At 67.5% G+C, this 20,943-nt stretch carries 18 protein-coding genes and 2 pseudogenes; 8 read left to right on the top strand and 12 right to left on the bottom strand.

The genetic code is table 11. The features are described from left to right. Window positions 1-2 precede the first annotated feature (2 nt). Window positions 3-605, top strand: a complete 603-nt coding sequence (locus QFZ60_RS05615) for a dihydrofolate reductase family protein (protein WP_307088883.1) — start codon at window positions 3-5, stop codon at window positions 603-605. A 147-nt stretch (window positions 606-752) separates the two neighbouring features. On the opposite strand, the gene groL is transcribed toward QFZ60_RS05615, so the two are convergent. From groL to QFZ60_RS05600, 3 genes are all read right to left on the bottom strand, one after another. Continuing rightward, window positions 753-2,363: a chaperonin GroEL gene (gene groL, locus QFZ60_RS05610; protein ID WP_142031913.1), complete on the bottom strand. Its 1,611-nt coding sequence runs from the start codon at window positions 2,361-2,363 to the stop codon at window positions 753-755. Window positions 2,364-2,441: 78 nt separating this feature from the next. Continuing rightward, window positions 2,442-2,735 carry a co-chaperone GroES gene (gene groES / locus QFZ60_RS05605; protein ID WP_043454746.1) on the bottom strand — a complete coding sequence of 98 codons (294 nt, stop codon included), beginning with the start codon at window positions 2,733-2,735 and terminating at the stop codon, window positions 2,442-2,444. 252 nt (window positions 2,736-2,987) lie between these two features. After that, the gene (locus QFZ60_RS05600) at window positions 2,988-3,368 is read right to left on the bottom strand and encodes a hypothetical protein (RefSeq protein WP_307088879.1); all 381 of its coding nucleotides are present in this window, start codon (window positions 3,366-3,368) and stop codon (window positions 2,988-2,990) included. Between the two features lie 54 nt (window positions 3,369-3,422). On the opposite strand from QFZ60_RS05600, the pseudogene QFZ60_RS05595 reads away from it, so the two are divergent. Beyond that, window positions 3,423-4,686 (top strand): annotated as a pseudogene (locus QFZ60_RS05595) (methyltransferase domain-containing protein). Here QFZ60_RS05595 and QFZ60_RS05590 read toward each other — a convergent pair. Next, entirely contained in the window at window positions 4,670-5,467 is a 798-nt protein-coding gene (locus QFZ60_RS05590; RefSeq protein ID WP_307093211.1) for a shikimate 5-dehydrogenase, read from the bottom strand. The pseudogene QFZ60_RS05595 and the gene QFZ60_RS05590 sit on opposite strands and share 17 nt — an antisense overlap. Window positions 5,468-5,577: 110 nt before the next feature. Beyond that, a pseudogene (locus tag QFZ60_RS05585) lies at window positions 5,578-7,027 on the bottom strand (glycoside hydrolase family 3 protein). Here QFZ60_RS05585 and QFZ60_RS05580 point away from each other — a divergent pair. Both QFZ60_RS05580 and QFZ60_RS05575 read left to right on the top strand, forming a co-directional pair. Then, window positions 6,915-7,292, top strand: coding sequence for a hypothetical protein (locus QFZ60_RS05580; RefSeq protein WP_307093428.1), 378 nt, complete (start codon window positions 6,915-6,917; stop codon window positions 7,290-7,292). The pseudogene QFZ60_RS05585 and the gene QFZ60_RS05580 overlap by 113 nt on opposite strands. Before the next feature lie 123 nt (window positions 7,293-7,415). Next, complete coding sequence (locus QFZ60_RS05575; RefSeq protein WP_307088877.1) at window positions 7,416-8,567, top strand: glutamate--cysteine ligase; 1,152 nt, start codon at window positions 7,416-7,418, stop codon at window positions 8,565-8,567. Between the two features lie 128 nt (window positions 8,568-8,695). Here QFZ60_RS05575 and tsaD read toward each other — a convergent pair whose 3' ends face one another. Genes tsaD through QFZ60_RS05545 form a run of 6 tightly spaced genes read right to left on the bottom strand, consistent with a single transcriptional unit; the run spans window position 8,696 to window position 13,979 of the window. Beyond that, a complete protein-coding gene (tsaD, locus tag QFZ60_RS05570; RefSeq protein ID WP_307088875.1) occupies window positions 8,696-9,787 on the bottom strand; it encodes a tRNA (adenosine(37)-N6)-threonylcarbamoyltransferase complex transferase subunit TsaD in 1,092 nt (363 codons plus the stop codon). Continuing rightward, window positions 9,784-10,278 carry a ribosomal protein S18-alanine N-acetyltransferase gene (gene rimI / locus QFZ60_RS05565; protein WP_307088873.1) on the bottom strand — a complete coding sequence of 165 codons (495 nt, stop codon included), beginning with the start codon at window positions 10,276-10,278 and terminating at the stop codon, window positions 9,784-9,786. Before rimI ends, tsaD begins: the two co-directional genes overlap by 4 nt. Before the next feature lie 20 nt (window positions 10,279-10,298). Next, window positions 10,299-10,970 carry a tRNA (adenosine(37)-N6)-threonylcarbamoyltransferase complex dimerization subunit type 1 TsaB gene (gene tsaB / locus QFZ60_RS05560; RefSeq protein WP_307088872.1) on the bottom strand — a complete coding sequence of 224 codons (672 nt, stop codon included), beginning with the start codon at window positions 10,968-10,970 and terminating at the stop codon, window positions 10,299-10,301. Further along, on the bottom strand, window positions 10,964-11,596 hold the full coding sequence (gene tsaE / locus QFZ60_RS05555; RefSeq protein WP_307088870.1) for a tRNA (adenosine(37)-N6)-threonylcarbamoyltransferase complex ATPase subunit type 1 TsaE: 633 nt from the start codon (window positions 11,594-11,596) through the stop codon (window positions 10,964-10,966). The genes tsaB and tsaE overlap by 7 nt, the downstream gene beginning before the upstream one ends. Beyond that, complete coding sequence (gene alr, locus QFZ60_RS05550; protein WP_307088868.1) at window positions 11,593-12,831, bottom strand: alanine racemase; 1,239 nt, start codon at window positions 12,829-12,831, stop codon at window positions 11,593-11,595. Before alr ends, tsaE begins: the two co-directional genes overlap by 4 nt. A gap of 56 nt (window positions 12,832-12,887) precedes the next feature. After that, the gene (locus tag QFZ60_RS05545; RefSeq protein ID WP_307093210.1) at window positions 12,888-13,979 is read right to left on the bottom strand and encodes a carbohydrate kinase family protein; all 1,092 of its coding nucleotides are present in this window, start codon (window positions 13,977-13,979) and stop codon (window positions 12,888-12,890) included. A 90-nt stretch (window positions 13,980-14,069) separates the two neighbouring features. Between QFZ60_RS05545 and QFZ60_RS05540 the strand changes: the two genes are divergently transcribed. From QFZ60_RS05540 to QFZ60_RS05525, 4 genes are all read left to right on the top strand, one after another. Continuing rightward, on the top strand, window positions 14,070-15,497 hold the full coding sequence (locus tag QFZ60_RS05540; RefSeq protein ID WP_307088865.1) for a 6-phospho-beta-glucosidase: 1,428 nt from the start codon (window positions 14,070-14,072) through the stop codon (window positions 15,495-15,497). Between the two features lie 76 nt (window positions 15,498-15,573). After that, window positions 15,574-16,839 carry a D-inositol-3-phosphate glycosyltransferase gene (mshA, locus tag QFZ60_RS05535; RefSeq protein ID WP_307088863.1) on the top strand — a complete coding sequence of 422 codons (1,266 nt, stop codon included), beginning with the start codon at window positions 15,574-15,576 and terminating at the stop codon, window positions 16,837-16,839. A gap of 119 nt (window positions 16,840-16,958) precedes the next feature. After that, a complete protein-coding gene (locus tag QFZ60_RS05530) occupies window positions 16,959-18,635 on the top strand; it encodes a formate--tetrahydrofolate ligase (protein ID WP_307088860.1) in 1,677 nt (558 codons plus the stop codon). Between the two features lie 422 nt (window positions 18,636-19,057). After that, window positions 19,058-19,678, top strand: a complete 621-nt coding sequence (locus QFZ60_RS05525) for a DUF559 domain-containing protein (RefSeq protein WP_307088858.1) — start codon at window positions 19,058-19,060, stop codon at window positions 19,676-19,678. An 81-nt stretch (window positions 19,679-19,759) separates the two neighbouring features. Here QFZ60_RS05525 and QFZ60_RS05520 read toward each other — a convergent pair whose 3' ends face one another. Next, window positions 19,760-20,845, bottom strand: a complete 1,086-nt coding sequence (locus QFZ60_RS05520) for an inositol-3-phosphate synthase (protein ID WP_307088856.1) — start codon at window positions 20,843-20,845, stop codon at window positions 19,760-19,762. Window positions 20,846-20,943 lie beyond the last annotated feature (98 nt).

Genomic DNA, 20,943 nt, shown 5'->3' with positions numbered 1-20,943 from the left:
GCATGGGACTCATCGCTGCGAACCTGTTCATCACCCTCGACGGCGTCTACCAGGCGCCCGGCGGCCGCGAAGAAGACCCGGAAGGCAGTTTCGCCTTTGGCGGCTGGCAGGCACCGGTCTCCGACGATGAGTCCGGCGCCGCCATTGCAGCTGGAATCGAGCAAATGGATGCCCTGCTCCTCGGGCGAAAAACCTATGACATCTTTGCCGCCTATTGGCCCCACCAGTCAGGGGACATCGCGGAGACGCTCAACCGGGTCCCCAAATTTGTGGTGTCCGGCTCCCTCACTGATCCGGCATGGGCAGGCACCACCGTGCTGCCGGATGCCATGGCGGCAGGCAGGCTGCGCGACGAGTACCAGCAGGTGCACATGTTCGGCAGCGGGGTCCTCATCCGGTCACTGCTGGAGGCAGAGGTGCTGGACCGCCTTCATCTCTGGCTGTATCCGGTCACTTTGGGGCAGGGCAAGCGGCTTTTCGACGCCGGGACGGTACCCGCCACGTTCCGCCTCGCCGAGCCGGCACGCAGCTACCCCAAGGGAGCCGTGTCGCTGGTCTATGAGCGGGCAGGTGGGGTCGAAACCGCGGAGATGGGAGCCGGCTGATCCCGAGCATCCTTACAGGAATACAAAAAACCGGCCCAGCTGATGCTGGACCGGTTTTCTGTATAGCGCCTGCCGCGCCCCCTGTGGTGGGCCCACGCCGTCAGGGTTCCCTGACCGAGCGAAGCGAGGTTAGGGGGACGGTGGGGACTAGTGGCTGTGGCCTGCGTGCTCGTCCTCTTCGGCCGGCTTCTCCACGACAAGGGTCTCGGTGGTGAGAACCAGGGCGGCGATGGAGGCCGCGTTGCGGAGGGCAGCACGGGTGACCTTGACGGGGTCGATGACGCCCGCGCCGATCAGGTCCTCGTACTCGCCGGACTTGGCGTTGAAGCCGTTGTTGGTTTCGAGGTCGGCAACCTTGGAGGTCACCACGTAGCCGTCGAAGCCGGCGTTCTGGGCGATCCAGCGCAGCGGCTGCACCAGCGCACGGCGGACAATGCCGACAGCTGCGGCAGCGTCGCCTTCGAGGGCCTTCACAGAAGCATCCTCATCCAGTGCCTTGAGGGCGTGAATCAGGGCCGAGCCACCGCCGGCCACGATGCCTTCTTCGAGGGCAGCGCGGGTGGAGGACACGGCGTCCTCGATGCGGTGCTTCTTTTCCTTCAGCTCAACCTCGGTTGCGGCACCCACCTTGATGACCCCGATGCCGCCGGCCAGCTTGGCCAGCCGCTCCTGGAGCTTTTCGCGGTCCCAGTCGGAGTCGGTGCGGGTAACCTCGGCGCGCAGCTGGGCAACGCGTGCGGCCACGTCCTCGGCCGAACCGGCGCCGTCCACGATGGTGGTGTTGTCCTTGGTGACGGTGATGCGGCGGGCGGTACCCAGCACCTCCAGGCCAACGGTGTCCAGGCTCAGGCCCAGCTCCGGGGAGACAACCTGCGCACCGGTCAGGGTGGCAATGTCCTGCAGCATGGCCTTGCGGCGGTCACCGAAGCCGGGAGCCTTGACAGCAACAACGTTCAGGGTGCCGCGGATGCGGTTGACGATCAGCGTGGACAGGGCCTCGCCCTCGACGTCCTCGGCGATGATGAACAGCGGCTTGGAGGCCTGCAGCGCCTTTTCCAGCAGCGGCAGGAATTCCTGGATGGAGGAGATCTTGCCCTGGTTGATCAGGATGAGCGCGTCCTCGAGGACTGCTTCCTGGCGTTCGGCGTCCGTGACGAAGTACGGGGACAGGTAGCCCTTGTCGAACTGCATGCCCTCGGTGAGGACCAGTTCGGTCTGGGTGGTGGAGGACTCTTCGATGGTGATGACGCCATCCTTGCCCACCTTGCCGAAGGCCTCGGCCAGCAGCTCGCCGATTTCGTCGCTCTGGGCGGAGATGGCGGCAACGTTTGCCACCTGGGTGCCTTCGACGGGGCGGGCGTTCTCCAGCAGGCGGGCAGCCACGGCTTCAACCGCAACTTCGATGCCGCGCTTGATCTGGCCGGGGGCAGCACCCGCTGCCACGTTGCGCAGGCCTTCCTTGACCAGGGCCTGGGCCAGGACCGTAGCGGTGGTGGTGCCGTCGCCGGCAACGTCGTTGGTCTTGGTGGCTACTTCCTTGGCCAGCTGGGCGCCAAGGTTCTCGTAGGGGTCGTCCAGTTCCACTTCGCGCGCGATGGTGACGCCGTCGTTCGTGATGGTGGGGGCACCCCACTTCTTGTCCAGGACGACGTTGCGGCCGCGGGGGCCGAGCGTCACCTTGACGGTGTTCGCGAGCTTATCGATGCCGGCCTCAAGGGACCGGCGGGCAGCGTCATTAAACGCAAGCTGCTTTGCCATGGTTTTGTCCTTTCAAAGACAGAACCCCGCACTGCCGGCCAGCATGAGCATGGCCGGCGGCACGGGGATCCGAAAGAGTTACTTTACGACGACAGCCAGGACGTCGCGGGCGGACAGCACGAGGTACTCGGTGCCGCCGGTCTTGACTTCGGTTCCGCCGTACTTGGAGTAGATGACGACGTCGCCAACGGCTACGTCAACGGGAACGCGGTTGCCATCTTCGAAGCGGCCGGGGCCTACTGCAACAACTTCGCCTTCCTGCGGCTTCTCCTGCGCGGAGTCCGGGATGACCAGGCCGGAAGCCGTGGTCTGCTCGGCTTCGAGCGGGCGGACAACGATACGATCCTCAAGAGGCTTAATAGAGACCGACACTCGGACCTCTCCTTTTCGTCAGCAAATTCGTGGACTGGAAAGCTTTCCGCCGTAGCTGGCAAACCGTCGTCGCGGTGCCGGCAGCAGCCTGGCTGGCAGCTCTTCATGTGTTAGCACCCTCCTAGGGAGAGTGCTAATGAAGACTCTATGTAAGGGTTAGCACTCGGTCAAGGTGAGTGCCAACGTTTCGTCATCGGCGTACGCCTTTTCCAGGGTCCGACGACGGCGGCCCGGGGCAACGGCCACGCTCCCCTATCGGCCCAGGTCGTCGAAGTCCACGTCTTCGCCGCCGTCGGCATCGCCGCCGCCTGCCTTACGGGCGCGGAAGAGCACCCAGCCCGCCCCGGCTGCGGCGAGCGCCGCAATGACGAGGACGAAGATGCTCCCCATTCGCGCGCCGTCGTACAGCCCCCGGATGTCCCGGGACTCCTGGGTGTTGTCCTGGATGTCGTTGCCGCCCACGGAATAGACGGTGGCGTTGAACGTGTCCAGCAGGAAAATGATCACCAGCAGGGCGATGCAGACCACCGCCACCACGGCGGCAGCGATCAGGACGGGACGGGCAAACCTTGCCGGGCCGCGGTCCCTGGGTTGGTGTCCGCCGAGCTCCACGGGGGCTGTGCTCTCATCCATGGTTTCAACAGTATCGGCATCCCGGCCGCGCGCTCCTCCACTAGGCTGGAACCCATGGCTCACGCTCCCCAGGACCAGATTGCACCCCTTTTGACCCCCGAAGGCTGGGACTTGCTGGCGTCGCTGGGTCCCTACCGGGATGAGGACTCCTTTGAGCTCAATTCCGCGCTCCGGAAGGCCGGGCACCCCGCCGGACTCGTGTCCGCCGTCCTGACGCAGTCGCGGCTGCGCACCAGGGCAGAGGCTAAGTTCGGCGAGTTTGCCCGCCAGATGTTGTTCACCCAGGCCGGCCTGGAGCAGGCCACGCGCCTGAACGTCGCTGCGCACCACGCTCAGCGGTTCGCTGCTGCAGGGATCAGCCGCGTGGCGGACCTGGGCTGCGGGCTGGGCGCCGATGCCATGGCCCTGGCATCCCTGGACATCAATGTCACCGCCGTGGAAATGGACGAAACCACCGCGGCCTGCGCCACCATGAACCTCATCCCGTTCCCCAATGCCACAGTGGTCCACGCCGACGCGGCATCAGTCCCGCTGGAAGGGATCGACGGCGTCTGGCTGGATCCCGCGCGCCGCGTCACCTCCACGTCCGGAACCAAGCGGATCTGGGACCCCGAGGCGTTCTCCCCGCCGCTGTCCTTCGTGGAGTCGCTCGCTGCTGGCGGGAAGGCCGTGGGCGTGAAGATGGGCCCGGGCATGCCGCACGAGTCTGTTCCTGCGGGCTGCGAAGCCCAGTGGGTGTCCGTGGCCGGTGACGTCACTGAAGTGACCCTCTGGTTCAACGCCGTGCGCAGGCCCGCGGTCCGCCGGGCAGCCCTGGTCCTGGGTTCCCAGGGGCCCGCCGAGCTGACCAGCGCGGACGATTTCGGTGCCGGCCCGGCCGCGCCGGTGGGACCAGTGGAAGGCTACCTGTACGAACCCGACGGCGCCGTGATCCGCGCCGGGCTGGTGGCCGACGTGGCGCTGCAGCTCGGCGGCCACCTGGTGGACGAACACATCGCCTACATCTGTGCCCCGGACCTCTCTGGACACCCCGTTCGCCCGGGCCTACAAGGTCCTGGAGGTCATGCCCTACAACGTCAAGGCACTCAAGGCCTGGGTGAAGCAGGAGGGCATCACCGTGCTGGATATCAAGAAGCGCGGCACCGCGGTAACCCCGGAGGAACTGCGGAAGCAGCTGCTGCCAGCCGGAAAGAACTCCAAAAAGGGTTCCGCGAGGACCGCCACCCTGGTCCTGACCCGTATTGGGGAGGACCGGGTGGCGATCGTGGTGGAACCAGTCCCGCACACCCTGAGTCCAGCCGCTACTGCGCGCGCATGAACTCCTCGGCTGCCCGCACCTGCTCCGCGGTGGGCCGCACGCCGGTGTAGAGCACGAACTGTTCCAGCGCCTGGATGGTGGCCACTTCCGCGCCGGTGATCACCGGTTTGCCTGCTGCCCGCGCGGCACGGACCAGCGGCGTCTCCGCCGGGAGCGCCACCACGTCGAAGACCAGCCGGGCAGCCTCGATGGCCTCAGCGGGGAACGACAGGCTGTCCGCTTCGGCGCCGCCGGCCATGCCGATGGGGGTGACGTTGATGATCAGGTCCGCCGTGCCGCCGTCGAGCGCTGCCCGCCACTGGAAGCCGTACTGGTCGGCGAGTGCACGGCCGGCAGCCTCATTCCGGGCGATGACCGTGACGTCCCTGAAGCCGGCATCGCGGAGGGCGGCAACCGTCGCCTTCGCCATGCCGCCCGCGCCCTGGACCAGTACCGAATAGTCTGTGGGGACCGCGTTTGACGCCAGCAGTTGTTCGGTCGCCGTGTAGTCGGTGTTGTACGCCTTGAGGTGGCCGTCCGTGTTCACGATGGTGTTCACGGAGTCGATGGCCTTGGCGGAGGGGTCCATCTCGTCCACCAGGGCGATGACGTCCTCCTTGTACGGCATGGAGATGGCACAGCCCCGGATACCCAACCCGCGGACGCCGGCGATGGCCTGTTCCAGGTTGGTGGGCGCGAACGCTTTATAGATCCAGTTCAGGTCGAGCTGCCCGTACAGGTGATTGTGGAAGCGGGTCCCGTTGTTGCTGGGCCGGGCTGAGAGCGAGATGCAGAGGGTCATGTCTTTATTCAGAATGGGCACCTGACCATTAAAGCGTCCCCTCTCAACTGAGTAGCGCCAAGTGTCGTTTTGAGCGGTCAAAACGACACTTAGCGCTACCTACTTGGGGGTCAGGGGCAGCCGGTTCCCGCAGGAAAGGGCCCGACGGCGGCAGGCAGCTTCCCGGGAGCGGGCGCCTTTCCTGCCAGCACGGCGGCCAGCGCGTCGAAGGCGGTGTCGGTGCGGCCATACAGTGCCAGCTTGACCGGGGCCGTGGAGTTCTGCAGCGGCCAGGGGGCGTCGAGGGCCACGGCGATGTCCCCGCCCGCCGCCTTCCCGCCGAGGCCGATCAAATTCACCAGCGGACCTGATCCAACCGCCAGGCCGGCGCGGGCCGCGGCTGCTTCGAAGCGCTCCCGGTCCCCCGGTCCCCCGCCGGCCACGCGGACCGCACCGGGAACAAGGGGGCCGCTGCAGGGACCGGAGACAACGGTCAGGGCCGATGCCGACACCCGGGCCGACAACGCGGCGCCGCTTCCGGCTGCAGCACCTGCACGCGCGGTTCCGGCGGCCGCCGTGGTCCGTGCATGCCAGATCATCATGGTGGCCACCCGCTGCACGGCCTCGTCGAGCCGGGCGGCCGGAAGGGTCCCGGCGGCCAGGGCCTGGAGGATGGCGGCGTGTGCCTGTTCCACGTCAGCGGGCATCAGCAGCAGGTCGGCGCCGGCTCCCAGGGCTTTCACCGCTGCCGCTCCGGCGGGGTACTGGTTGTCCACGGCCCCCATGTTGAGGGCGTCGGTCACGGCCACGCCTTTGAAGCCCAGGTCCCGCATCGCGGCGTAGCTTGGTGCGGAGAGCGACGACGGCACACCGGGTTCCAGCGCAGGCACGGCGATGTGCCCGGTCATGACAATGGGCAGGCCCGCGGAAACGGCTGCCTGGAAGGGTTTCCAGTCCCGGGCCCGGAGTTCGTCAATCCCGGCGGGCTGCACGGGCAGGCTGAGGTGGGAGTCCGTTGTCACCGAGCCGTGGCCGGGGAAATGCTTCACGGTGGGAAGCACACCCGCGTCCAGCATGCCTTGGGAGAAGGCCACCCCGTGGGCTGCGGCGGCGGCCGGATCGGCAGACATGGAGCGGGCACCGATGGTGGGGTCGCCGGGCCCGATGGTCACGTCCGTATCGGGCGCGAAGTCGAGGTCGAAACCCAGCGGCACCAGCTCACTGGCCAAACCCTTCCCTGCTTCCCGGGTCAGGGCCTGGTTGCCGGCCGCACCGTAGCTCATGGGCGTGGGCCATTCGGTCAGCGGGCGTCCCAGGCGCGCCACGGCGCCGCCTTCCTGGTCCACGCCGATGATGCCCGGCCAGCCCCGGCCGTCGGCGGAAGCGGCCTGCTGCAGCCGCTGGTTCACGGCACCCATGCCGGCAACGTCCACATTCCCCTGCGGGGTCCCGGGGCACGTTGTCGCCCATGATGATGGACCCGGCCAGGTGCAGGCGCTGGATGAGGGCGGCGTGCGCCTCCACCTGGCTGCCCTTGAAGAACGGGACCAGCACCTGCCCGGCCTTCTGCTCCGGCGACATGGCTTTGATAGCGGCTGCCGCGGCGTCCTGGTCGCGCTGCTCCGGGCCCCACCCCAGCGGGCGGGAGCCTGGGTCAGGTGAGGCGGAAGCGGTGGGAGGCGCCGCCGTCGTACTTGCTGATGCGGAAGGTGACGCAGTGGTGGGCGCCGCCGGGGACGACGGCGGGGCCGCGTTTGGCGAGGCGGTGCAGGAAGCCAGGGCCAGGGCAGACAAAGCAAGGAGGAGCGGGAGGGATTTGGCGGGGCTGGTTTTGGCGGCGCTGTGACGCAGGGGGAACGGGGCCATCAATACGATGCTACCCCTGCACTAGACTTGAACCACCCGTTCGCCAGCCGGCGCAGCCTGTGAGCGGCATCAGCCAGCGGCAAACCGGACAGTAAGGAAACGTGTGAAGATCGACTTCGCGTCATCGAGGCAGTCAACCCTCGGTGTTGAGTGGGAGCTTGCCCTGGTGGACGGAAAAACGGGCGAGCTCGCGTCCGTGGCCAACCAGGTGCTCCGCGGCGTGGCCTCGCGCCACCCGGAACTCAACGAAGACGACGAACATCCGCACATCAAGCAGGAACTGCTGCTGAACACGGTGGAACTGGTCACCGGAATCTGCGAAACAGCCGCCGAGGCCAAAGAGGACCTCAGCCGGTCCGTTGCCGCCGTCCGCGAAATCACCGATCCCATGGGCGTGGAGCTGTTCTGCGCCGGCAGCCACCCGTTCAGCCCGCCGCAGCTGCAGCCCGTGACGGACAAGGCGCGCTACGCCAAACTCATCGACCGCACCCAGTGGTGGGGCCGGCAGATGGTCATTTACGGCGTCCACGTGCACGTGGGCCTGGACCGCCGGGACAAGGCACTGCCCGTCCTGGACGGCCTGGTCAACTACTTCCCGCACTTCCAGGCACTCTCCGCATCCAGCCCGTTCTGGGGCGGCGAGGACACCGGCTACGCCTCCCAGCGCGCCCTGATGTTCCAGCAGCTTCCCACCGCAGGCCTGCCCTTCCAGTTCAAGTCCTGGGAGGAATACGAGTCCTACGTGCAGGACATGACCACCACCGGCGTCATCGACACCATCTCCGAGATCCGCTGGGACATCCGGCCGGTGCCTGCGCTCGGGACCATCGAGATGCGCATCTGTGACGGCCTGGCCACGCTGGAGGAAGTGGGCGCCATTGCGGCCCTCACCCAGTGCATGGTGGACGAGTTCTCCACCACCCTGGACAACGGCGGCACCATCCCCACCATGCCGCCGTGGCACGTGCAGGAAAACAAATGGCGCGCTGCCCGCTACGGCATGGACGCCATCATCATCCTGGACGCCGCAGGCCGTGAGCAGTTGGTCACCGAACACCTGCTGGAGACGCTCAACCGGCTGGAGCCGGTGGCGGCCAAGCTGCGCTGCCTGGACGAGCTTGCCGACGTCGAGAAGATCATCCGCCGCGGCGCCGGGTACCAGCGCCAGCGCCGCGTTGCCGCCGAGAACGGCGGGAACCTCCAGGCCGTGGTCCTGGACCTGGTCAAGCAGATGCGGAACGGCCCCACCGCCTGACGTGCTCCGTGACTGACGTGCCCCGTCCGAAAGGGGGCACTTCGACACGGACACGCCGGCCGCCGTCGTGATGTACGACGCCGACTCCCCCAAAGTGCCCCGCGACGGGTAGGCGGGGCCTACTGCCTTCAGCCCGGGAGCGACACCGAGGTGACGGGCATGGACGAGTCCGGAGCGAAGCCGATGCCGCTGGGGTCAACGCCGGCCATCACCAGCTGCGCACCCAGGGCCGCCACCATGGCGCCGTTGTCCGTGCAAAGGTCCAGGGGCGGCACGTGCAGCCGGATGCCGGCGGAGGCGCAGCGCTGGCCGGTCAGTTCGCGCAGGCGGGAGTTGGCTGCCACGCCGCCGCCCAGCAGGACGTCCCTGATGCCGTGTTCGCGGCAGGCCAGCACCGCCTTGGACGAAATCACGTCCACCACGGCTTCCTGGAAGGCGGCCGCGATGTCAGCAACAGGGATCTCCTCCCCCCGGGCCTCGAACTGCTCCACGCACCGCGCCACCGCCGTCTTGAGTCCGCTGAAGGACCAGTCGTACCGGTGCGGCCCCGGTTCCTCCGCCGTGCCCATGTACTTGGGCTGGCTGAGGCCGCGGGGAAAGCGGATGGCCTTGGGATTGCCGCCGCGGGCCACCTTGTCGATGGCCGGACCGCCCGGGTAACCGAGGCCCAGGATGCGGGCCACTTTGTCGTAGGCCTCGCCCGCGGCGTCGTCGATGGTGGAACCCAGGAGCTCCACGTCGCTGGTGATGCTGTTGATTTGGAGGATTTCGGTGTGGCCGCCGGAGACCAGCAGGGCGCCCAGGTTCTCCGGCAGCTCCTGCTTCCGGCCGTTGGCGCGGTCATCCAGGAGTCCCACGCCCACGTGGGCCACCAGGTGGTTAATGGCGTACAGCGGCTTGCCCGTGGCGACGGCGAGCGCCTTGGCAGCGCACACGCCCACCATGAGGGCGCCGGCCAGCCCGGGCCCGGACGTTACGGCGATGGCGTCCACCTCGTCAAGGCTCACACCGGCGTCTGCCAGCGCCTGTTCCAGGGTGGGGACGAAAGCGTCCAGGTGCGCACGCGAAGCGATCTCGGGAATGACGCCGCCGAACCGGACGTGCTCGTCCATGGAGGAAGAGACGGTGTTGGTCAGAAGCGTGGTGCCGCGGACGATGCCCACGCCGGTTTCGTCGCAGGATGATTCGATGCCCAGCACCAGGGGCTGTGAGCGGTTCATGGCTGGCCTGCCTCCGTTGCGTGTTGGCCATCAGTTTCGGCTGCGGCGAGCTGGAGCCGCATGATCAGGGCATCCACCCCGTCTCGGTAATAGCGGGGACGGATGTGGATCTGCTCGAAACCGAACCGCACGTACAGCTGCTGTGCCCGGGGGTTGTCCGCGCGGACTTCGAGCAGGACGTCGGCCGCACCGCGGTGCCTGGCCTCCCCGATCAGTTGCGTGAGTAGGGTGCTGCCAATGCCGCGCCCCTCATGGTCAGGGACGACGGCGATGGTCTGGATGTCCGCGATGGGCTCGATGCACATCAGCCCGGCATAGCCCACAATGCCGTCGCTGGTCTCCGCCACGAGGTAGCGGCGGGTCTCCGGCTGGGAGAGCTCGTCGATGAACATCTGCACGGGCCAGGCGTCAATCGGGAACAGCTGCTGCTCCAGCGCACCGACGCCGGGCACATCGTCCAGGGTCATGTCGCGGACGGTGACGCCTGCCATGCGGGGTTCCCGGCTGGTACTCACAGTGCCCGCTTCCGTGGTCCGGGAATCTGCGCGTCCGATTCGCGCAGGTACAGGGGTGTGGTGTCCGGCAGGATATCCCCCGCAGCCAGCCTGGCCAGGGCGAACTGGCCAAGGTACAGAGCGTCAGGCTGCTCCCCCGCGAACTCCGGATGGGCGTGCAGGACGCCATCGTAGAGCCCGGCACCGGCGCCGAATGCGGGCAGGTCCGGCAGATCGGCGGCGAATCCGACATGCGGACCGTCCTCCAGCTGCGGCAACTGGCCGTCGTCCAGGCTGTAGCGGGCCCAGTAGACCTCTTTCCGGCGGGCATCGGTCACCACCAGGAACTCCGGGACGGCGGCAGTGGATTCGGCCACCTCCAGGGCCACCGCGTCCAGGCTCATCAGCCCGTGCAGGGGCTTGCCCCAGACAAACGCGAGTGTCCGTGCCGTGGCGATGCCGGAGCGCAGCCCGGTGAAGGGGCCAGGACCCACCCCCACCACCAGCGCATCAATGTCCTGCCCGGTGACGCCGGCGTCTGCCAGCATGGCGTGAATGCCCGGCGCGAGCACCTCGGCATGGCTGCGGGTGTCTTCGGTGGCGAAGCTGGCCAGTACGCCCTCCGGGGCTTCATTGGACAGCAGCGCCGCGCTGGCCACCGCGGAGGTGTCAATCGCGAGGATCAGCATGGGACGTCTCCTCCCGGCGCACCCAAGTCAGGCTGGCCCAGTTCAGGGGCGCCCAGTTCCGGGGCACTTGCCCACCGCGGCCCGTACCCGCGCATCACAATGGTGCGGGGCTCGTCGGTGTCCTCGCCGTCGAAGTCCAGGGTCCCACCTCCGGCTCCACTGCCCGGGGCACCAAGCCCGATGGCACGGAGGAGGTCGATCTCCAGCCGGCTGTCGCTCAGGTGCTCCACCCGTTCATGCCCCCACTCCACCACCGTTACGGAGGAGTCCATGGTGTTTTCGAGGTCAATGTCGTCGATCTCCGCCGCCGAACCCAGCCGGTACGCGTCCACGTGCACCAGGTCCGGGCCGCCGGGACGCGGACCATCGGGCAGGTTGGGATGGATCCGGACCAGGACGAACGTGGGCGAGATGATGCCCGCGCGGACACCCAGGCCCTCGCCCAGGCCCTGCGTGAACGTCGTCTTGCCGGCACCCAACTCACCGGACAGCACCAGCAGGTCCCCGGCCTGCAGCACCTCCGCCAAACGTGCGCCGAACGCGTGCGTCTGGTCCGCCGTCGTCGCCGTGAATGTCTTTTCCCAGTTGGCGGCCTGGTTGGCGGGCATCTCTTCCGGCGCGCTCATGCGGCCCCCGCCGCACCGGGCACGCCCACCAGGCCCTGGCCGTTGACCGCCGGTTCGTCCTCGTTGATGAAGCGGCGCGGAACACGGGGGCTGATGCGGGTCACGATCTCGTAGTTGATGGTTCCGGCGGCGCGGGCCCAGTCCTCCGCGGTGGGTCCGCCGTCGGCACCGTCGCCAAAGAGCACCGCTTCCGTACCCTGCAGTGCCGCCCCGGATGCCGCCGGCCCAAGGTCGATGACCATCTGGTCCATGGCGATCCGGCCCACTACAGGGTAGGACTTCCCGCCCACGCGGACGGGCCCGCCGGTGGCAATCCGGGGGACCCCGTCGGCGTAGCCCATGGGAATCAGGGCCAGGGTGCTCGCGGTCCTGGTGCGGTAATGCAGGCCGTAGGAGACGCCCTGCCCTTCGGGAACCTCCTTGCACTGCGACACCAGGGTGCGCAGCGTCATGGCGGGCCGGAGGCCAAGCTCTGCCGAGGTCTGCCCGTCAAACGGCGAAAGCCCGTAGATGCCCAGGCCAACCCTGACCAGGTCGAAGTGGGTGTCCGGCCGGGACAGGGTGGCGGGGGTGTTGGCGAGGTGCCGGACCTCGGGGTCCACGCCCGCGTCCTCGGCGATGGCCAGCGCCTCCCGGAATGCGGCCAGCTGTTCGTCCGTCTCGGGCCGCTCCGGCTCGTCAGCCACGGCCAGGTGGGAGAAGATGCCCACCACGCGCAGGAGGCCCTGGTCCTGGTACTCCACGGCCTCCCCCACCAGGCGGTCCCAGGCCTCGGGAGTGGCTCCGTTGCGTCCCAGCCCGGTGTCCACCTTGAGGTGCACCCGGGCCGGGCGCTCCTGTTCACGGGCCGCGGCCACGATGCGCTCCAGCTCCCAGCCGGAACAGCCAATGTCGACGCCGGCGGCCACGGCGGCGCCGAAGTTGCTGTCCGTGGTGTGCAGCCAGGCGAGGAGCGGTGCGTCGATGCCGGCGGCGCGCAGCGCGAGGGCCTCGGAAATGTGGGCCACCCCGAGCCAGGCGGCACCGGCCTGCAGGGCTGCGCGGGCGACCGGAACGGCGCCGTGCCCGTACGCATCCGCCTTGACCACTGCCATGACTTTCGCGGGGGAAGCGGCGGCAGCAAGCCGGCGGACGTTGTGCCGGATGGCGTCCAGGTCGATCACGGCGGACCGCTCATGGCGGGGGTCCGGCCCGGAGGCAGCGCTGAATTCACCGGTTGTTGCGGGGTAAGTCACCTAAGTGATTCTAGTGCGGGCACTTCGCGCCGAATAATCAGGGCCTCCAGCACTCCCTAGGCGTCCGACAGGTGCGCGATGGTGGCGGCCGCCCGGCGCTGGGCTGCCAGCGGCACATCTTCGATGATGTCCGCGAGAAACCCGAAGCGCCGCAGCCATTGACTCGTTTGCCGTTCCGGACGGGCATTGGCGCGTCTCCACCAGTCGGCGATGTCGCCCCAGCCCGGGGCGGCCAGCGAACCGCCCACCTCCTGTACCGCCAGGGCTGCGCACAGGTTAGCGAACCGCAGCCTGTCCCCCAACGGCCAGCCGGCCAGGGTTCCCACAATGAACGCCGCATCGAAGCAGTCGCCGGCTCCGGTGGGGTCATGTGCCTTGACCGGAAGCGACGGGACCCACTCCTCCTCACCGGTTTCCGAGTCCACGGCCATGGCGCCCTGGGGGCCCAGGGTCACCACGGCCACCGGAACCCGGTCTGCCAGCGCATACAGTGCACTCCACGGATTGTCCTTGCCCGTGAACGCCATGGCCTCGCGCTGGTTGGGCAGGAAGGCATAGAAGTACTGCAGGTTCTCAAGCCGCACCGGGGCCCATTCACCGCTGGGGTCCCACCCCACATCCCCGAACAGTTTCAGCCCGGCGGCATGGGCTGCCCGGGCCCACGGCTCCACTTCCAGGCCTACTTCGGCGATGCCGGCGAGCGCCTTGGGCGGGTCTCCGATCAGCTCGGAGTTTGTCACGGGGGCGGAGTGTCCGTGGGTCACCAGGGAGCGGTCCTGGTCCACGCAAAGGGACACCGTTACCGGGGAGTGCCAGCCCGGGACGCGCCGGGAGAGACTGAGGTCCACGTGCTCCTGGCCGGAGAGGATCTTCCAGTTGAAGTCCCCGTAACCGTCGTCGCCGAACGCGGCGGCCAAACCAGTGCGGAGCCCCAGCCTGGCAGCGGCGATCGCCTGGTTCGCCACCCCGCCGGGGCAGCTGCCCATGCCGTCGCTCCAGATTTCGGTGCCCGGTTCGGGCCCGTGCGGCAGGCCGGTGAAGATGATGTCCTGGAACACGGTTCCGGCCAGCAGGAGGTCGAATCCGGGTTCCCCGGGTGAACGGACGGCAGCCAGGGGGTCGAAGGGGCGTGCGGGGATGGCGTCCATAGTGCGCAGGATACGCTGTGCCACTCAGCTGCGATAGGGGCGTTGGACAGGTGTGGACCGGCTGTCGGAGGCTGGTCCTAGACTGCAGGTATGCGGCTTCTGATTGCCGGCGGCGGGGGTTTCCGGGTTCCGTTGATCTTCCGGGCCCTGGTGTCCGGCCGCTTTTCCGGGCTGGTCACCGAACTGGTGCTGTACGACGTCGATCCCGCCCGCCTTGATGCCGTCACCGCGGTGCTGGAGAGCATGCCCGGGGGTCATGGTGCCCGTCTTCCGGTCCACGCCACCACCAATCTCGCTGAAGCCCTGTCCGGCACCACGATGGTGTTCGCCGCCATCCGGCCGGGCGGCACGGCGGGGCGCGTTGCGGACGAGAAGGTGGCGCAGGACCTGGGGCTGCTGGGACAGGAAACCACGGGAGCCGGGGGGATTTCCTATGCGCTCCGGACAATTCCGCACATGCTGCGCCTGGCCCGGTCAATACGGGAATACTGCCCGGACGCGTGGCTGATCAATTTCACCAACCCGGCCGGAATGGTCACCGAGGCGCTGGTCCCGGTCCTGGGGCACCGGGTCATCGGGATCTGTGATTCTGCGGGCGGGCTGGTGCAGCGGGCGGCGGCCGCTGCCCGCGTGCCGTTGCCGGAAGGGCGGCTCGACGGCGTGGGCTACTACGGGCTGAACCACCTGGGCTGGCTGTACCGGCTGGAGTCCGGCGGCCGGGACGTGCTGCCTGCCCTGTTGGCCGACGCCGGAGCCCTGCAGTCGTTCGAGGAAGGCCGGCTCTTCCCGCAGCCGTTCCTGGCGGAACTGGGCATGCTTCCCAACGAGTACCTGTACTACTACTACCAACGCGATGCAGCCCGGCTGGCCATGCAGGCAATGACGCAGACCCGCGGCGAAAGCATCCACCGCCAGCAGCAGGAGCTGTATCCCCGGCTGGCCTCTGCGGGGCCTGACGCCTACAGGTTGTGGGAGGAGGCGCGGCGCTCCCGGGAAGAGGGCTACCTGGCCGAGGCGCGGCAAGAGGGCGAGCGCCGGGCCGAGGAGGACCTGGCCGGCGGCGGCTATGAGAGGGTGGCGCTGGCGGCCATGCGGGCCCTCGCCGGCGGCGGAGACACCCAACTGGTCCTGAACACCCGGAACACGCTGGTGCCCGCCGGGCAACCCGAAGCCCGCCAGCCCGCGTCCACCACGGCTGCCGCAGCCGCTCCCCAACCCGCCATTCCCGGCCTACCCGCGGACGCCGTCGTCGAGGTTCCCTGTACCGTGACTGCGCACGGTGCGGTCCCCCTGCCGCAGCAGGCACCGGACGGCGCGCAACTGGAGCTGCTCCAGCAGGTCAAAGAGGTGGAACGGCTCGTGGTCCGCGCAGCCACCACCGGCAACCGTGATGCTGCCCTGGAGGCCTTTGCCCGGCACCCGCTCGTGGATTCGCCGGACCTGGCGGCGAAGCTTCTGGCGGGTTACGAGCAGGCTTTCCCGGTTTTGGGGAAGATGTGGGAGGGCGGCAGGCGTTAGCGGAAGGAGTAATGTTTTATCGAATGCGCACTGAGCCGGCTCCCCTCACACCTGCCGGCTGCCGGAAGGAGGTCCCGTGGCACTGATCCGCAGGGTCGCGTTACTTTCCCTCCACACCTCCCCCATGGAACAGCCGGGCTCCGGTGATGCCGGCGGAATGAACGTCTACATCCGCGAGCTGGCGTCCGCGCTGGCCGAGGCGGGCGTGGAGGTGGAGATCTTCACGCGCGCCACCTCAGCCGACCAGCCCGCCGTCGAACACCCCGATCCAGGTGTGTGCGTGCACAATGTCCTGGCCGGCCCGCCGCGGAAGATCCCCAAAGAGGAGCTTCCCGGGCTGCTGCACGCCATGGTGGCCCAGATCGAGCAGATCCGGCGCCGCCAGCCGCACGGCCGCTACGACGTCATCCATTCGCATTACTGGGTGTCCGGGATCGCGGGGCTGGAACTGTCCGAGCTGTGGGGCGTGCCGCTGGTGCACACCATGCACACCATGGCCAAGGTCAAGAACCTGCTGCTGGAGTCCGGCGAACAGCCCGAGCCCCGGCGGCGCGAGGTGGGCGAGCACCGCATCGTGGACGGTGCGGCCAGGCTTATTGCCAACACCAGTTCCGAAGCAGCCGAGCTCGTCTCCCACTACGGCGCAACGTACGACCGCATTGACATTGCCCCTCCCGGGGTGGACCTGGCCACCTTCACCCCTGCGTTCCGTGCCCGGTCCCGGACACAGCACGAAATCAGCCCGGACACCTTCCACCTGGTGTTCGCCGGGCGCATCCAAAGGCTGAAAGGTCCGCAGGTCCTGGTCAAGGCGGCGGCCCTGTTGCGGAAACGTCGCCCGGACATCGATCTGCGCGTCACCATCCTGGGCGCCTTGAGCGGCAACAAGGAATTCAACCTGCGCTGCCTGATTGCGGAGGCAGGAATGGACGACGTCGTCACGCAGCTTCCGCCCGTGAAGGCACCTGAACTGGCGTCCTGGTTCCGTGCGGCGGACGTTGTGGTGATGCCGTCCTTCAGCGAGTCCTTCGGGCTCGTGGCGCTCGAGGCGCAGGCCTGCGGCACGCCCGTGGTGGCCACCCGCGTGGGCGGGCTTTCGCGCGCCATCTTCCACGGCCGGACCGGCCTGCTGGTGGACGGGCACCACGCTGCCGACTGGGCCGATGCCCTGGAAGCCCTGTACGACGACCCCGCCACCCGCGAGGACCTGGGCCGGGCCGCAGCCATCCGCGCCCAGAACTCCGGCTGGCAGCGCACAGCCGCCATCACGCTGGAAAGCTACCACGCCGCCGTCGAGAACTTTGTGGGCAGGCGCCTGGCCCCGGTTATTCCCGCTTCCTGATTTTCCTTCGCCGGATTGCTCGCAGGCGCCCTGGGTGCTGTTAGCTTAGGGGCATGCGCCCGGCGCCTGCCGGTGCAGGAATGGACTGCGCAGGACGAACTGCGTGGGAAAGGACAAGGATGTCTGCTCTCCCTTCTGATCTTGAGATAGCCCGTGCCGCCCGGATCGAGCCGATTGCGGACATCGCCGCTGCCGCAGGGGTGAACCCGGAAGCCCTGGAGCAGTACGGGCGGTATAAGGCCAAGATTGATCCGGCCAGGCTGGCAGCCCCGGCGCCCTACGGCAAAGTGGTGCTGGTGTCCGCCATGTCCCCCACTCCGGCGGGCGAGGGCAAATCGACCACCACCGTGGGGCTGGCGGATTCCCTCGCCCGGGCTGGCCGTAAGGTGATGATCGCGCTGCGGGAGCCGTCGCTGGGCCCGGTCCTGGGGATGAAGGGCGGCGCCACCGGCGGCGGGTATTCGCAGGTGCTGCCCATGGATGAGATCAACCTGCACTTCACCGGTGACTTCCACGCGATCACGTCGGCCAACAACGCCCTGATGGCGCTGGTGGACAACCATATCTACCAGGGCAACACACTGAATATCGATCCCCGCCGGATGACGTTCAAGCGCGTGCTGGACATGAATGACCGGGCCCTGCGGGAGGTGGTCATTGGCTTGGGCGGGCCTTCACAGGGCGTGCCGCGGCAGGACGGGTTCGACATCACGGTGGCCTCTGAGGTTATGGCCGTTTTCTGCCTGTCCAAGGACCTGGCAGACCTGCGGTCGCGGCTGGGCCGCATTACTTTCGGCTACACGTATGACCGGGTGCCCGTGACGGTAGCGGACCTTGGGGTGGAGGGCGCCTTGACGCTGCTCCTGAAGGAGGCCATCAAACCCAACCTGGTCCAGACCATCGCCGGCACGCCGGCCCTGGTCCATGGCGGCCCCTTTGCGAACATCGCCCACGGCTGCAATTCGTTGATTGCCACGCAGACTGCCCGGCGGCTGGCGGACATTGTGGTCACGGAGGCCGGTTTCGGCGCTGACCTTGGGGCCGAGAAGTTCATGGACATCAAGGCCCGGTACGGCGGCCTGGCGCCATCGGCCGTGGTGGTGGTGGCCACGATCCGGGCCCTGAAGATGCAGGGCGGGGTGGCCAAAAACCAGCTGGCCCAGCCGGATGTGGTTGCCCTCGAAGCGGGGGTGGCGAACCTGCGCCGGCATGTGCGGAACGTGGAGAAATTCGGGGTCACCCCTGTGGTGGCCATCAACAAGTTCTCCTCCGATTCTCAGGAGGAACTCGACTGGCTGCTGGCATGGTGTGCTGCCGAGGGCGTGGCGGCCGCCGTGGCCGACGTGTGGGGGCGTGGCGGCGGCGGGGACGGCGGTGACGAGCTGGCGGCCCTGGTCCTCCAGGCTACCGAGGGGCCCAACAGCTTCCGGCACCTGTACGCCCTGGGGCTGCCGGTGGAGGACAAGATCCGGACCATTGCACAGGAGATCTACGGCGCGGACGGCGTTGACTTCTCTGTGCCGGCATTGAAACGGCTGGCCGACATCGAACGCAACGGCTGGAGCGGTCTCCCGGTGTGCATGGCCAAGACGCAGTACTCCTTCACGGACGACGCCTCCCGGCTCGGGGCCCCGAAAGGCTTCACCATCCACGTCCGCGACCTGCTGCCCAAGACCGGCGCGGGTTTCATCGTGGCGCTCACAGGGGCCGTGATGACCATGCCCGGCCTCCCCGCCGTCCCGGCAGCCCTGCGCATGGACGTGGACGCGGACGGCAACCCCGTCGGCCTCACCTGACCTCCCCGAGTTGCTCTATCAGATATGGTCCCTAACGCCGGATTTAGGGACCATATCTGATAGAGCAACGAAAGGGTGTGGACAACTTCTGCAGGGCCCGGGACTTACGGGCAACAATGATCCCCATGCGACCCGTCCCGCCACTGCCGGCCCATCTCGCAAGTTCTCCCTTCACGGTCCTTGAAGCGAGGGCCGCAAGCCTCAGCCCGGGACGGCTACGCTCGTCCGATCTGACTACCGGAGGCCGAGCGCTGTATCTGCCCTCCACGTGGGAGTTTGAGCTTCCGGATCTGGCACGCGCCTTATCGGCAGCAACTCCCGGAGCATGGATTTCACACCAGACAGCAGCGATCCTTCTGGGACTCTGGCTCCCGCCGTGGCTGAAGGATTGCAGGGATCTGCACCTCAGTAAACCGAGATCGTTGCCGCAGGTCAGACGCGAAGGTGTCATCGGACATACCGTTCTCACCTATGAGAACGAAACGATGGACTGGGAACAGATGAGGATCTCAACCCCGGCGCGGACGTGGCTGGACTTGGCTCGCCTGCTTCCTTTGGAACATGTCGTAGCTATCGGTGATCAGCTCGTCCGCCAACCTCACCAGGGACTTGAGCCGCGAACACAGTGTTGGTCGAGCATTACCGAACTTCGCCAGTTGCTGAAGCGGCACCCCAAGATGCAGGGCATCGTCAAGGCGCGCGCCGCCGTCGACATGATTCGTGTGGGAGCAGACTCCGCGCCGGAAACCTTCCTTCGCCTTGCCATGATCGAAGCAGGGCTTCCGGAGCCAGAGCTGCAGGTTCAGATTGTCCCGGGAGACGCCTACTCGCCTGCAGCCGATTTGGGCTATCGGCGGCACCAGATCGCTGTGCAGTACGACGGCGGCCATCACCTTACGCGCGAGCAACAGTCCCGCGATAACCGGCGGGACGAAAGCTTTCACTCTGCGCACTGGCGTTATTTCAAGTTCAACGCTGACGATCTTGCCGATGACTTCCGCCGGGCGGTACAGCAGATTCGGGCCGCGCTGCGGGACTCTTAAACACAGGTTGCTCTATCAGTTGTGGTCCCTAACCTTGGGGTTTAGGGACCACAACTGATAGAGCAACGAGGGGTGTGGAGCTTAGCGGTCCAGGTCGCCGCGGATGAAGGCTTCAACCTTCTCGCGGGCGAGGTCGTCGTTGAACTGCTCCGGCGGGGACTTCATGAAGTAGCTCGAAGCCGAGAGCAGCGGGCCGCCGATGCCGCGGTCCAGGCCGATCTTCGCCGCGCGGATCGCATCAATGATCACACCGGCGGAGTTGGGCGAGTCCCAGACTTCCAGCTTGTACTCAAGCGACACGGGGGCGTCGCCGAAGTTGCGGCCCTCAAGGCGGACGAACGCCCACTTGCGGTCATCGAGCCACTGCACGTAGTCGGACGGGCCGATGTGCACGTCCTTGGCGGCCAGCTCGGCCTCGACGTTGGAGGTCACGGCCTGGGTCTTGGAGATCTTCTTGGACTCCAGCCGGTCGCGCTCCAGCATGTTCTTGAAGTCCATGTTGCCGCCGACGTTCAGCTGGTACGTCCGGTCCAGGGTCACGCCGCGGTCCTCGAACAGCTTGGCCATGACGCGGTGGGTGATGGTGGCGCCGATCTGGCTCTTGATGTCGTCGCCCACGATCGGAACACCGGCGGCGGTGAACTTGTCAGCCCACTCCTTGGTCCCGGCAATGAAGACCGGCAGGGCGTTAACGAACGCAACGCCGGCGTCGATGGCAGCCTGGGCGTAGAACTCCGCCGCTTCCTGGGACCCGACGGGCAGGTAGCAGACCAGGACGTCAACCTCGGCGTCCTTGAGGGCCTGGACCACGTCCACGGGCTCTTCGGTGGATTCCTCGATGGTCTCGAGGTAGTACTTGCCGAGGCCGTCCAGGGTGTGGCCGCGCTGGACGGTGACACCGGTGGGCGGGACGTCGGCGATCTTGATGGTGTTGTTCTCGCTGGCCAGAATCGCGTCAGACAGGTCAACGCCGACCTTCTTGCCGTCAACATCAAACGCGGCGACGAACTGAACATCGCCCACGTGGTACTGGCCAAACTCAACGTGCATCAGGCCGGGAACGGTCTCAGCGGGATCGGCATCCTTGTAATACTGGACGCCCTGCACCAGCGAGGCGGCGCAGTTGCCCACGCCAACGATTGCAACACGGATCGGATGTGAAGACACAGAACTCCTTTGGGGACAAACGTCAGCCGGCCGGGTTTGCCTCGCAGAAAGTACGACGGCGGCCGGCTGGCACGGCGCCGCGCGGCGCCTTTTCATAC

This window comes from Arthrobacter sp. B2I5, from assembly GCF_030816735.1.
In the GTDB taxonomy this organism is placed as follows: Bacteria; Actinomycetota; Actinomycetes; order Actinomycetales; family Micrococcaceae; genus Arthrobacter.
The sequence above is the reverse complement of the archived record's forward strand: the minus strand, read 5'-3'. Positions and strand labels throughout refer to the sequence as shown.